The sequence below is a fragment of the Pelagicoccus mobilis genome (assembly GCF_016595505.1).
GTDB lineage: Bacteria > Verrucomicrobiota > Verrucomicrobiia > Opitutales > Opitutaceae > Pelagicoccus > Pelagicoccus mobilis.
The window spans coordinates 86,876-100,494 of the sequence record NZ_JAENIL010000028.1; the positions used below are offsets into that span (position 1 = coordinate 86,876).

11 protein-coding genes are annotated in these 13,619 nt (G+C 57.2%); 8 read left to right on the forward strand and 3 right to left on the reverse strand.

Annotated features, from left to right (window positions below; all coding sequences use genetic code 11):
* Positions 1–167 precede the first annotated feature (167 nt).
* Complete coding sequence (locus JIN87_RS15655) at positions 168–4,427, reverse strand: FG-GAP-like repeat-containing protein (RefSeq protein ID WP_200356528.1); 4,260 nt, start codon at positions 4,425–4,427, stop codon at positions 168–170.
* A 222-nt stretch (positions 4,428–4,649) separates the two neighbouring features.
* On the opposite strand from JIN87_RS15655, the gene JIN87_RS15660 reads away from it, so the two are divergent.
* From JIN87_RS15660 to JIN87_RS15675, 4 genes are all read left to right on the forward strand, one after another.
* Positions 4,650–5,324, forward strand: a complete 675-nt coding sequence (locus JIN87_RS15660) for a hypothetical protein (protein ID WP_200356529.1) — start codon at positions 4,650–4,652, stop codon at positions 5,322–5,324.
* Between the two features lie 94 nt (positions 5,325–5,418).
* Entirely contained in the window at positions 5,419–6,207 is a 789-nt protein-coding gene (locus JIN87_RS15665; RefSeq protein ID WP_200356530.1) for a CPBP family intramembrane glutamic endopeptidase, read from the forward strand.
* A complete protein-coding gene (locus JIN87_RS15670) occupies positions 6,204–6,710 on the forward strand; it encodes a GNAT family N-acetyltransferase (protein ID WP_200356531.1) in 507 nt (168 codons plus the stop codon). Before JIN87_RS15665 ends, JIN87_RS15670 begins: the two co-directional genes overlap by 4 nt.
* Before the next feature lie 51 nt (positions 6,711–6,761).
* A complete protein-coding gene (locus JIN87_RS15675) occupies positions 6,762–7,511 on the forward strand; it encodes a hypothetical protein (protein ID WP_200356532.1) in 750 nt (249 codons plus the stop codon).
* Between the two features lie 9 nt (positions 7,512–7,520).
* On the opposite strand, the gene JIN87_RS28820 is transcribed toward JIN87_RS15675, so the two are convergent.
* Both JIN87_RS28820 and JIN87_RS15685 read right to left on the reverse strand, forming a co-directional pair.
* Positions 7,521–8,258: a class I SAM-dependent methyltransferase gene (locus JIN87_RS28820; RefSeq protein WP_200356533.1), complete on the reverse strand. Its 738-nt coding sequence runs from the start codon at positions 8,256–8,258 to the stop codon at positions 7,521–7,523.
* Positions 8,259–8,264: 6 nt separating this feature from the next.
* Positions 8,265–9,200, reverse strand: a complete 936-nt coding sequence (locus JIN87_RS15685; protein WP_234033438.1) for a TrmH family RNA methyltransferase — start codon at positions 9,198–9,200, stop codon at positions 8,265–8,267.
* A 192-nt stretch (positions 9,201–9,392) separates the two neighbouring features.
* Here JIN87_RS15685 and JIN87_RS15690 point away from each other — a divergent pair, with 192 nt between their 5' ends.
* The 4 genes from JIN87_RS15690 to JIN87_RS15705 all read left to right on the forward strand — a co-directional run bounded on the left by JIN87_RS15690 (position 9,393) and on the right by JIN87_RS15705 (position 13,356).
* On the forward strand, positions 9,393–10,061 hold the full coding sequence (locus JIN87_RS15690) for a BON domain-containing protein (RefSeq protein WP_200356535.1): 669 nt from the start codon (positions 9,393–9,395) through the stop codon (positions 10,059–10,061).
* Between the two features lie 63 nt (positions 10,062–10,124).
* Positions 10,125–11,291 carry a glycerate kinase family protein gene (locus JIN87_RS15695; RefSeq protein ID WP_200356536.1) on the forward strand — a complete coding sequence of 389 codons (1,167 nt, stop codon included), beginning with the start codon at positions 10,125–10,127 and terminating at the stop codon, positions 11,289–11,291.
* A gap of 188 nt (positions 11,292–11,479) precedes the next feature.
* Positions 11,480–12,043: a DUF2062 domain-containing protein gene (locus JIN87_RS15700; protein WP_200356537.1), complete on the forward strand. Its 564-nt coding sequence runs from the start codon at positions 11,480–11,482 to the stop codon at positions 12,041–12,043.
* Positions 12,044–12,045: 2 nt separating this feature from the next.
* On the forward strand, positions 12,046–13,356 hold the full coding sequence (locus JIN87_RS15705; RefSeq protein ID WP_200356538.1) for a DUF1343 domain-containing protein: 1,311 nt from the start codon (positions 12,046–12,048) through the stop codon (positions 13,354–13,356).
* The last annotated feature ends 263 nt before the right edge of the window (positions 13,357–13,619 follow it).

Sequence of the window (13,619 nt, forward strand, 5' to 3'; positions counted from 1 at the left end):
GGGGTTTCCGTTAACGTAGGGAACAAGGGGAGATACGGGGGGTAGTTGCCTCCGAAGAGACGAGGTTGGTCGATTTAGGCTGGTTCGGAGCAGCATGACCCCAGCCCCCAAGAGCCCCCTTCACATTTTTTTTCAGGTAAAACCAGCGAGATTCCGCCGCGTCGCGATTACTCCCGCCAACCTTGTCCCCAAACCCCTAAAACGATGGTCCCAGACCCCGAGAGCGCTTCCACCTCAAATCGGTAAACGCCCGAAGAAAGAGCCACAGAGACCGCCGCATCCTTCTCATGAAGAACGTTTTCCGTAGACTCCCTTAAAAACAGAACCTCGGCCTGGGAGGACGTGTCGTTGGCCAACCAATCATCGTTGCTCGCCACTTCAGTCTCACTTCCGTTCTCCGCAACAGCAAACACTCTTACTAATGTGTCGGCCACGCCGGAACCGAGAGTCGCGCCCTCCACCGTAGAAAGAACCAGCACCGGTTCATCCACTTCGACTTCGATCTCAACCGAAAGCGTTTCCCCTTCCGAAACCTCCACCTGCAAGTCCACTCCCTTCATTGAACCAACCCCTGCGTATCCGTGCGTACCCGCCGCCACTCCGTCCGCTTGCGGATCGCGCGAGAAGCGCAAATAGAGCCCGTCCGCGTCGCTGAAACTCTCGTCCGAGAGCGAGTGCAAAACACGCATCGGCAAAGCGTCCCCAGCCGACTCGAAACGTACCATCGATCCTTTCGGAGCCGTCGACAGGTGGCGAATCTCCTTGATCAGCCCGGTACTCGCCGCATTGGCATGCCTCTGTTGATGAGCTCGCAAAAACGCTTCGACCCCTACGCGAGCCCCCAATGTCCGACCGATAAAATCATCCGCCCGAACGTGAATCCCTCCGTACAAACGCGACACTCCGGCTTGGTCCGCCGCATCGTAATAAGTCGCCCACTGCAACGTCACGTCCTCGCTCGGGCCGTATTCAAATTCCAAGAACCCGCCCTTCGGAAAATGAAACTCGCCCATCCCGCCCGGAAAAAACGGACTACCCGTCAAAAGGGTCATGATCTCCGCACCCGTCCGGCTAAACGTACTATGCCCTGAAACATAGGCAGCGAACGCCGGCGTCACAAAAGTGCTCCTCTGATAAGGAAACCAGTCCTCCGCCAGAATCCAGTCCACACCGCCGACCTCCGCATGAGCGTCGTCCGGCTCGCCCGCCCAGGCGTAAATGGCGATCTTGCCCACGTGCGACGCCAAATGCTCAAGCGGCTGCCCAGCCGCAGAGTTCTCGTCAGTAACCACCTCGACCAAGCCCGGCACCAGCTTAATCCCCTTCTCGTGATAGGACGGCTTAGACTCATCGGACGATTGTCCCAGCCCTGCCAATACACGAATCATGGAGATCGGCCGCGAATAATCGTATTGAGCCTTAAGCGTCCAAGCCGCCACCGCAGCATCGTGAAGCCCTCCATTCAAAGCGAGGTAAGCGCGCACGTCCCACTCCAGCTTCGAAAGCTCGTCCCCCTTGCCCATGTAACGACGCTCGAAATTTGGATAATCCGAAATCTCATTGTGCAACGAATTCCAGTGCCCAGGCGGCGTTTCCGAGGCGGGACCATCCGCCCAATACTCTGCGAGGATGCGACCATAGTCGGCGAGCTTCACCTTGTTCTCCGCGTACTCCACTCCCGTCACAGGATTTAGCGGACGCCCGATGCCATCATTCGTCGCCAAACGATTGTTCAGACGAGCCCCCGGAGAGATGTCGATCATCGTCTCGTCATTGGGATCCAAATACGATGAAAACAAAATCACTTCCACCACCGCATCGATAAATTCCTCGTGCGACTCGGTATCCCAAAGCGGAGGCGGCCCTGGATCGAAAGCGATCGTGTTGGAGGTCGGCTTATCCATGGCGAACGCCTTCACCTCACGCCAGTTGACCCCCAGAAAATCCTGCACCAACGCCCCCAACGGAATTCCGTTCTGCGAGATCGCAAAATCGAAAGCAAGCGGCTGCCAACGATTGATATCGTCCATCGAGGCCCCGGACAGTTCGAGCACAAGCGAATCGTTCACCGCCTCGTAGCCACTCGTATCCACATAATCATTCAACTCATTCGAACCGTCGTCATAATTTGCCTCCAATACTCCAACACCGATCCGATTGCCCACAGCCGCAGGAGACTGGTCTTCAGTTCCGACATCATCCGGATCGAAACCCAACTGCTCCATCAACCAACGAAAACCAGAAAGCGACCGCTCCTCTCCCGGACTCCCCGTGTAACGCTTTTTCAATACAGTAAAGGCTGCATGGCTAATCGCTTCACGCTGAGCCGCCAATCGATCACCACCCCAATCCGACTCCGAAACGTCCTCTTGGTGAAACATCGGTTTCGCACGCGACCAAGCCTCTTCTTCATAAGCCCAAAAAGCATCCCACATAGCCGCCGAAACATGATAGAGATTGCGGCCATGCTTCGTCGGATCCGGAAAATCCTTGCGGATCGCTTCCAGCATAAACTCGTTCCACCAGCGAGCCACCGACTGAGCCTCGAGGTCCATATCCAAAGTGATCTCGACTTCATCGCTGTAGACCTCTCCTCCCGCATTCACCGCTTTCACGCGATAAGTTCCCGTGTCGAAAGGAACGACACGCTTCAAATGCAAGCGCGGCGAACTCTCGCCCTCGATCGTCTCTCCGTCCTTTTCCCATACAAAGACAGGAGCTGGCGTCCCAATCGCTTCCACTTCAAGCATCAGTGGATCGCCAAACGCATAGCTTAATGCCGGGACAGGCTGTTGCGAGAAGAGCGGTGGAGTCGGCGCGTCATCGGGCTCGACCAACTCCAGTACCTGATTCGCGGATACATCAGTCAAAGTCTGAACCAGCCCCGTCGGCCACTTCACCTCCACCGTATCGATCGTCCCGTCCGAATTCCCTAAGCCGAAGTGCAAAGCCGCTTCCCGCTGGCCAATATACGCATTGCTGGGATTGTAATAAAGGTGACGCGTTACGCCCGCTTCCGTCACCTTCACCGACGTCCCAACCCCATCTCGATTCGAACGGGTTCCGCTAAACGTAAAACGAATCCAGTCATTGTCGCCCGCCGCCGCATCACTCTCGTAAAAAACAGGATCAGAGTGCGAGTTCACCACCACGAGATCCTCATCCCCATCCGAATCCCAATCGAGCACAAGCAACGCCTTTCCATAACGTACATCGGCGACGCCAGACCCATTCGTCACATCATTAAAGGTTCCGTCCCCTAGATTCCTGAATAGAATAGTCGGATCATCATCTGCATCCGCATAAGGGGTCGTGTTCCGATCCGCCCCTTCCGCGATCGGCATCCCGTTAGTAACTGCGAGGTCAAAAAACCCGTCATTGTCATACTCAAAGAAAGACGCGCCCCAACCCCAACCAGTACGACTCGTCCCCGACGGAACCGAAACTTCCTGAAAGTTCCTATCCCCATTATTCCGATACAACTTATTACCGGAATGACTTCCATTCTTGTTGTTGGAATACTCGTCAAAAATCGAAGAAACATAGAAATCGAGCAACCCGTCGTTGTCGTAGTCCGCGACTGCCACCCCCATGCCATTCTCGTCAAACCCGACACCAGACGCCTCAGTCGTATTCGTAAAGCTTCCGTCTCCATCGTTCCAATACATCTGACTTTTACCGTAGTCAGAAACCAAAGCCAAATCCGGCCAAGTATCCCCATCGAAATCCGCCCATCCTGACGCGAACCCATTCTGAGTAGTCGACTTCGCCGGCTGCAGCAATCCCGCCTCCTCCGTCGCAACCGTGAAATGGCCCGGAGCTTCCGAGCCGCGATTTTTCAGCAACGCGGAATGCAAAGCCCGCTCGCTGTCCACCTCGACACCCCATTCGCTAATATAGATGTCCAAATAGCCGTCCAAATCGTAGTCGACGATCCCCACGCTATATCCCTTGTGGTCCTGCCCGGTCACCACCAAGTCAGCCCCACGATTCGCCGCCTCGTTGACGAAGTGACCTGCTCCATCGTTGATGTAGAGATAGAACCGGTCCCCTTCATGGACCGTCATAAACAGATCCTGGTCCCCGTCGTTGTCGAAATCCGCCGCCCCGAAAGCAGCCGCATCCGTAGCGCCTGACAAACCTCTGGCCGCAGTCTCATCCGTGAACGCCCCGTTCCCATCGTTCACGAAAAGCAAAGGAGCTTGCTCGTAGCGGGCAAAAATCAGGTCCGAATGCCCATCCCCATTCACATCGACGACCGCCGCGCCACCATGGTTGTTGACCGGGTCGTTCTTTTCCGAATGCAAATAGCTGATCCCGATCGCATTAGAAACGTCTGTAAAGGCGGCTTCCACAATCCGGCTTGAACAAGCCAAGAAAAACAGGGTCAAAGACAGGAGGAAAAAACGTCGGGCTGACAATTCCATAAAGGATGGGGCGAACTCTATATTGTTTGAAGGAAGGGATACGGAAAAGGCCATCGGAACACCGAAGCACTAAAACCTAAACACCAAGCAGCAAAGCATTCCCTGAACAATTCTGGCGAAACCTCCGTAAATCCCACGAATTCCCCTCAAGCCAACAACAGCTATCGACTTTCACCATGAAGCACTCCAAGCTGCCGCTAAATAACACCCAATAACAAGGTTATGAAACTCCCTATCACTCTTGCCACACTCTCTATCGCGGCCCTCGCTCTACTCGGCGGCTGCTCAAAAGGTCCTAGCGAAGAAGAACTCGCACGCCTCGCTGAGCTCGAAGCTCAAGTCGCAGAAAACAAGGCTCGCGCAGAATCCGAAGCGAAGCGCGCCGCAGAACTCGCCGCCGCAAACGAGCTAGCAAAGGCCGCCGCCGACAAGGCTGCCGAAGCAGAAGCCGCTCGCCGCGCCGAACTCACCGCCCAGGTCGAGCGCGACAAGGCCGAGAAGGCCCGTCTCGCCGCCCTCGTGAAGAATCTCAACTCACAAACAGAGGAAATCAATCAGTCCAAGGCCGAACTCGAAGCGGAGCTCGCAGCCGCAGAAGCCGCTCGCACCGCAGCAGCCAAGGATGCAGCAGCCAAGGTCAAGGCAGCAGAAGCACAGCTCGCAGCCGCCGAAGCAGCCAAGGCCGCCGAGATCCAAGCCGCTCGCGAAGCCGCCATCGCCGAAGCGACCGCAAAAATGGAAGCTCAAGCCGCCCAGGCGGGCCGCTCCGCTCCAACCGAGCTCATCACCGATCGCCGCAAGGAAAGCATCAGCGCATTCCTTTCGGTCGACATCCCCGAGCGCAACCACGTCAACAACACCCGCCGTGCCGCCCAACGCCGCGCCGCTGGCCAGTAGGACAAGCCTACACAACGCCGTGGCTTAACACTGATCGAGCACGGCGAACGACTTCCAACAAACGCGGGCCTCGGCCCGCGTCTTTTCTGCCTAAATGCCTCAACCAAGAGCTCCACTCGACCTCGCCGCCGCCTGGCAACGTCTCGGCCTTTCGCCGCTCGTTCTGGTACTGACCCTATTTGTCTTGCTGGCCGGTCTCCGAATCTACGGGTACTTCGGCAGCGACCTTTTTCAAGGACCACCGATCATGATCGGCTTCGTCCTCATGTGGCTATTGCCTTTCCTCTTCCTCAGCAACTACGGTCGCGAACAGATCGGATTCGGTAGAAAGATCGCCCTAAAGTGGATACTGGTCGCCCTCCTAAGCGGAGCCGTCCTGGCGAGCCTTTGCCATTTCCTCGGCCTCGCCCTCTACGGCAAAGGAGAGCAAAACTGGTTCGTCAGCGTAGCCTACACCTACCAAAGCGACGAGCGGATCGCCCTGCTCGATCGCCACGTCGCCTACATCATCTTCACCATCCCCGCCATCATCGCCAGCCCCATCGGAGAGGAGATCTTTTTCCGCGGAATGATCGAGCAATCGAAACGAGATAGCTGGTCGCCCCCACAATGCGCCCTCCTCTCCGCCACGCTCTTCGCCCTCGTCCACCTCGTGCACCATGGAGTCTATCGCGGGTACAACGGGATCGAATTCATGCCCACCGCCGGGACCATCTGGTTCGGGCTCATGCTGGTCAGCAGCCTCGCATTCAGCTACCTCAAACAGAAAGGCGGCTCCATCTGGATCCCCATCACCGCGCACGCCGGCTTCAACCTGGCCATGAACACCTACATTTTCTACTCCCTGTTCGTCACCCAGCCACAAACCCTGCCCGCATCGTGAACGGTTTCGTAGAGTGCAGTCTCGAGCAACAGGGCGCAGCGATCCTGGAGATCTTCAATGACGCCATCGCCCACACCACCGCACTCTACGACTATCAGGAGCGAACCCTCGACGACATGCGTTCCTGGTTCGCCGCTAAGCACGAAGGAAACCTCCCAGTCGTCGGCTTAGAGTCCAGCGACAAGAAGCTCATGGGCTTCGCCACCTACGGTCGCTTCCGCCCCCAAGCCGCGTACCTGCACACGGTTGAGCACTCCGTGTATGTCCATAGCGACTACAGAGGAAACGGACTCGGTAGAACCTTGCTGGTCGAACTAATCCAACGAGCCAAAGAGCAAGGCCACCATCAGATGCTCGGGCTCATCGACGCGCAAAACGAAGCAAGCATCCACCTACACCAATCGATCGGGTTCCAACATGCAGGCACCCTAAAGGAAGTTGGCTACAAATTCGAACGCTGGCTCGATGTAGAAATCTACCAGCTGCCCCTCGCCAGCCACTAGGCATTACCGATTGCCTTCAGACGGAAAACGCGTATCTTCTTTGCGTCCGCCATGAAGAAAGCCACGCCCATACTTGCCACCATCATCCTATTTTTCGGCAACATCGCATTGCAGGCCCAACCAGTCGCCAAGACTAAGGTCGTGGTCCAATCCGTTTCCCAAAAACAGATCCAAACCGACGCCCCCTGCTATATCGTCTTCCCGGAAGGCGCTGACCTCGAGACAATTGAAGATTCCCAAATCCCTCAAAACATCGAGGCTACGCTCCGCAAGATGGGATACCCAATCGTCGCCGACGAGAGCGCCGCCGTCATTTTCGTAAACGTAAAATTCGAGACGCACGAAGCCTTCGAAACCGAGATCAAAATCAAGGAACGCGGACAAATCGACTACTCGAACTCGGCAAGCACCAAAAACTACGCCGCCATCCTCGGCGGCGGACGCTACAACCAAGTCGCTCAAGCCCAAAATAGCAGTCAAAACTCAGACCTCCCCAGCATCCTCGGGCCCGACGGAAAAATCATCGACCTCGCCGAACAAGGAACCGACGGAGCAGAATTCAAAGAAGGCCGAGATGGCACCCTCATCGCCACCATCCGCCCCATCACCTTTCAAGTCTCAGCCTGGAGCTTCGACAAAGTCAAAGAAGGCCAAAAGCCGGAACAGCTGTGGGCAGTACGCACCACCTACAACAACTTGCGCGAAGAAGACACCGTCACCCAGTTGGAAGACCTCTACAAAATCGCATCGAAATACTTCGGCAAAAACCTGAAGAAGGAAAAGCTGGTCACTCGCAAGTAGCCAATTCAGCTACATCTGCAAACTCATGCTGATGCCGCCCTTAAGCGGTCCCGGCAGATAACGGGAAATCCGATCGCACACCCGATCAAACCGCTTCCCGTCCACTAGATTGCTATCCATCCAGACCCCTTCCACCTGCAGGCCGCACAGCTTCGCGTAACGACGCAAATCGCTCACCGTCAACTCGCGAAAATGCCCCGGATTGCCACGATCAAGCCGAATCAGCTCGTAGGGATTTTTTCCTGACAACAATTTCAAACGCTTCTTCAAGGCCGCGGCATTTGGCGTTTGCACCAAGATTCGCCCACCGGATCGCAGCATCGATTTCAGGCAGTTCAAAACCTGTTCTGGCGAGGTATACAGATGTTCGATCACCTCAGCGAAGAGAATCAGATCATACCCTTCGCCCCTCAACTCCGGCCATCGCTCCGGCCAGTACGCATCGTTCAAATCCATCTCGTAATGGACAGATGCCTCTCCCGCAGAGAAACGATGATCCAAAAAGCCAATCGTATCCACTTCCGAATACAGAAACGTCTTTTTGAGCAAAACCGTTTGAAACGAATTCCCTACATCCAAAATACGCAGCTCGCTTTTTGACGCCAACCGCTCACCCGCAAAACGAGCCATCCAGGCAAAGCGCTTGCGATGCAGCTGCCAATACCGCGTCGCCTCCGCATCGAGCGTCAGAGCAAAGGCATCCACCTCCGCGAGAGCATCCTCCAGATCGACAGCCACCGTATTCACAAAACCTTACGCTTCGACCAAGTACTTCTGCAGAAGCAAAGCCGCTTCCGTGGCCACGTTCAGTCGATCGATCGCCCCGCTTCCGGGAATTCCCACCAGAGCGGAACACTCCTGCTTCGTCGAATCCAGCAGTCCCGCCTCCTCGTTCCCGATCACGATCGCAACCGGCTTGTCGACGTCCTCCTCCGGACAGATCGCTAGATGCTCCGGCAACGGCGGAGCTTCCACGTCGACGCCCACCACAAAATAGGTCTTGCGAATCCCTTTCAGAAAACTGGGCACATTCTCCACAAGTCGCAAATCCACCATGTCTAGCCCGCCACGAGCCGCGCGGTAGGAAAGCGGGTTTGGTCGAGCCTGCTTGCGGGACGAGGCGATCAAGAATTTCTCCACGCCAAAATAAGCGGACGTTCGGGCCAAAGCGCCAAGATTAGCCGGATCGCTCACCCCGTCCACGATGAGAAGCGGCATACCTTCCTTCGCCCAATACTCGGCCGCCTTGCTGGTCGCCATTTCCGGATTACGACGCCGGGCGATCGCCACAACTCCACCATGGTCGCGCGTCTTGCCCACTCGAGCCAACTCCGCGTCGTCAACCTGATTGTAGGCCTTCTTCTCCTTGGCTAAAAACTTGCAGATCTCCCCGAACATCGGAGCGAGCTCTGCCGAGAAATAGAGCCGCTCCACAATAAACGGCTTACAGTGAAACAAGCTGCCCACCGCGTGCACGCCGCAGACAGGCTCAAGCCATTGATCGCCTTGAGCCGTCCGGATGATCTCTGGCTTGGCATCCTCCTCTTTCCTAGGCCGCCCTTCACGACGCGGCCGGCCGTCGCGCGACCCCGAGCGTGGACGTCCCCGCGGCCCTCGTCTCTCGCGTGGTCCTCGGCCACCGCCCCGCTCATTTCCTCTCCAAGGTGAATCTGATCGCTCGTTTTTCAATCCGCCAAAAACACACGGACCGCTCACCCCTAGCAACACTCTTCTCACCTTCGTTTTCCACAATCCCCTCCCCGCTCTTCCTCCCGGAACCCCAAGCAAAATTCACGGACTTAACAGGAAGTGGTTGAACAAGCCTCCTGCCTGGGCGAACTTCCACACTCAACTCTCCACCTCCCAAGCGCTTTCCTCCCAATGAAAACCTTCTTCGTCGCCCTCATTCTCGGCATCTTCGTCGGCTTGTTCATCAACAACTATTTCTCCGACCCAGAAGCCTACACCAAGATCAAGGACGCGAAAGAACGCCTCTTCAGCGAAGAGGAAGCCGAACCCCTCCAAGTCGCCGAACCCGAGCTGGCAAGCGACGAGCCAGAACCCGCCATGTTCGAAGTCGCTAGCAAAGAACTAAACGCAGGCTCCAAGACCGCAGCCGAAGAGCCAACCCCGGAACCGCTTCCCAAACCCGAGCCACTCCAACCTCAAGAACCCGAAGCGGAAGCGAAAGAAACCCAAGAAACGCCCGCAGAAGAACCGCAGGATCTCGTGGAGCAAGGCGTCGAAAAGGCGGCGGAAATCGCCGAAGAGGTGAAAGAAAAGATCAACGAGGCAGCCGAAAACGCCAAGCCTCACATCGAGCAGGGAATCGAGAGCGGCATCGACGCCACCATCGCCCTCGCCATCATGGGCCAATTTAAGCTCGAGAAGCGCATCGCAAGCGACGCCCTCTCCGTTTCCGTGGAAGAGCAGGTCGTCACCCTCACCGGCAGCGTGCCCGACGAAGAAACCAAACAACTGGCCATCGAGATCGCCGTCTTCACCAAAGGCGTCGTCGGGGTCGAGGAAGAACTCGAAATCAAGCCGTAGGCAGAAGCTCATTTTCGAGCGTCAAGCCAAGTAGGCGCATAACTCGCTGCACTGCGGGCCGACATGAAAACCGCCCTCATCGCTTTCGACAAATTCAAGGACGCCCTCTCCGCCCACCAAGTCTGCGAAGCCGCGGCCCACGCCCTCGCAGATGTCCAGCCCGCCTGGACGCTCACCACCTCCCCTCTCGCCGACGGAGGCGACGGATTTTGCGATACCCTTACCCGACTTTGCCAAGGCAGTTTCCACAGCTGCCAAGTTCAAGGCCCTCTCGGCAAGAAAACCGAAGCGACCTACGGAATCGTCAAAACGACCAACATCACACCAGCCGCCCAACGCCAACTCGATCTCCCCCCCGAAACCCAAACGCTTGCCATCGTCGAGTTCGCCCAATCAAGCGGAATCGCCCTCGTCCCGCCAGAAGAACGCTCCCCATGGACCACCACGAGCTACGGGCTCGGCCAGACCATCGCCCACGCCCAGAAACAGGGAGCTGAAGCCATCCTCATCGGCCTAGGCGGATCCGCCACCAACGACCTCGCGATCGGAGCCCTCCAAGCCCTCGGCTACCAGCTCCTCCGCTCCGACGGAAGTCTCCTCGATCCCCTTCCAACGCCAGCCACCTGGAGCGAGATCGACCGCATCGCTCCTCCAGACTCTCCCATCACGCTCCCCATCCGCGTCGCCTGCGACGTCGAAAACCCGCTGCTCGGCCCCAACGGAGCCACTGCCATTTTCGGCCCCCAAAAAGGGCTCGAACCAACCGACTTCGACTCCCTCGAAGCCGAAATGCACCGACTCGCCACCCTGCTCTGCCAAGCCACCCATTCCGAAATCCAAAGCATGGATACGCCAGGAGCCGGAGCCGCAGGAGGAGCCGCCTTCGGTCTGATGCTCGGTCTGAGCGGGCAACTGGTACCCGGCGCCGAACTCGTTTTCGCCTGGTCCAACCTGCACCAAAAGCTAGCCGCCGCCGACCTCGTCATGACCGGAGAAGGCCGCTTCGACGCCTCCTCCCTGCAAGGCAAAGGCCCCGGTTCCCTAGCCAAGCACGCCCTCCAGCAAAACAAGGAACTCCTCGTGCTCGCAGGCAGCCTCGGCGATTTGCCGGATCCCAAACTGGCCAAACAAGCCCGAGCCATCTCGCCGCCCGAACTCCCGCTGGCCGAGGCTCTCCTGCAAACAGAAGCGAACCTCCAGGCCGCGATCCGGTCCCACTTCTCTCAGTAATCACCGCAGTTTCCGTCAATTTTCGACGAAAGGGATCTTCCCCAATCAAGGATTCACCCCAACCGTCGAGTATTTTACGGAGGTAACGAGAGGACGACACACCTTAACAGTTTTAAGTAAAAATACACCAAGGGCACCCAGATTTACTTGCCCGTGCCAGCCCCCTCTCCCAAAAACCACCGCTTAAAATGATGACCATGGAACCAGACACGCATCACGATGAAGAGCATCGCACGCGCGTACACACCCGGTTCCGTAGAGCAAAGCAGATCCTTCGCCCCCTTCCGCGACGCGCCACACTGCACCGCTGGCCCATCCTGAAGAACTTCGCCTCCGCCGCACGCAAGACCCCTCACCTCTGGAAATTCGGGGAACGCGAGGTCCGCATGGCCATCTATCTCGGCAGCATCATCGCTTTCCAGCCCATCCTCGGCTTCCAGTTCGTCATCGCCTTCTTCCTCGCCCTCGCCCTGCGAGCGAACCTCCTCGTCATCATGGGAGTCCAGCTGGTAACCAACATCTTCACCGCCGTCCCCATCTACATCTTCACCGCAAAGCTCGGAGGCTGGCTCGTCGACAATTGGCACTTGCCAGACCCACACCCCGGAATCGTGGCCGGCACCTACAACCTCGTCGTCGGCGGCTTCGTCGTCGGGCTCATCTTCGGCTTCATTATCGACCTCCTGTTCCGCTTCTTCTTCTTCCAACGCCTCAACAAGAGCGTAAACGTTAAGCGGATGCTTAAAAGTTAGGTTTGCCCAATCCGCTCTGGCGCTCCAATTTCGCCACCTTCATGCGGAGTGAACCAACTAAGCCTTCCCCCCTCACGCTAATTCTCGCGTTCGTTTGCTGCTTCCTGCCATTCGTCGCCAGTGCCCAATATTCCAATACCGGATCAAAGGTACAGCTCGGGATCGACGTTCTCGAAGCCAACCGCTTCGCGGAACTTCGCGGCAAAAAAGTCGGCCTACTCACCCACCCAGCTGGCGTGAACCGCAACGGGGTCAGCACCATCCAAGTCCTGCATTCCGCCCGAGCCGTCAATCTCACTACCCTCTTCGGTCCTGAACACGGAATCTACGGCAACGAAAAAGCCGACGTCCCCGTTCTCGATAAAGTCGATACCCGCACCGGACTCCCCGTCTACTCGCTTTACGGAAAGTACCGTAAACCGACGCCCGAGATGCTCCGTAACATCGACACGCTCGTCGTCGACCTGCAGGACATCGGCACCCGCAGCTACACCTTCGTCAGCTGCATGAAGCTCGCCATCGAAGCCTGCTTCGAAAACAACAAGGAAGTCATCATTCTTGACCGCCCCAACCCGCTCGGCGGTCTCAAGGTGGACGGCCCACCCATGGAAGCGAAGTGGCAAAGCTACGTTGGCGCATTCCGCGTCCCTTACGTCCACGGTCTCACGATTGGCGAGTTAGCACGCATGGCCGTATCCACTCCCGGAATACTTCAAGTCACCGAGTCGCAACGCCTGAACGGCGACCTGAAGGTCATTACAATGGAAGGGTGGAATCGCTACATGAGCTGGCCGCAAACCGGACTTAAGTGGGTTCCCACTTCCCCTTTCATCCCGGATTTTGAATCTGTCGTCGGCTACCCCATGACGGGCCTCGGGGCGCAGCTCGGAGGTTTCAAGCACGGCATCGGCTCCGAATATCCCTTCCGCTGCCTTCGCTACGGAGCGATGGATATCGACAAGCTCCACGCGGAACTCAAAGCCTGCAACATCCCCGGCATCGCTTTCACGAAACGCAAAACCAAGCAAGGCACCGGGCTTTACATCCGCGTGACCGACTGGAAAACCTGGCGCCCAACCGAGCTCAGCTTCTACATGATGCAGCTCACCGCAAAGTTCGAAGCAGGCAATCCCTTCGCCGCCGCCACCGACTCCAAAGCGACCCTCTTCAACAAGCACACTGGCTCGAGCAGCTGGTGGAACCAACTCGTGACCAAAGGCGAACAAGCCAACGTCAGCGGCTACATCACTCTTTGGCAGCGCCAAGCCAAGCAGTACCAGATCGAAAGCCGCCGATTCTGGCTCTACGACTAGCTGATCGGCAAGGGCGTCTCTTTGAATGAGCTCAAAGCTGGCAGGAACCCATTTTTCGAAGAACAAGGCGGCCAAATGGCGGCTGGGCCGAGGCCCTGTCCCATTTGGCAAACGCAGTTCCTCGAAAAATGGGACCTGTCGCGAAGCGATTCGCGCCCAAATCGAAGTTCGCGGCGTCCGCCAAAGCCATCCGACACTTGTGTCGCAAGGCTTTGGCAGCCTTGCGCTGCTTCGATTTGGGCTCGAACCAGCAAAGAGCTCAT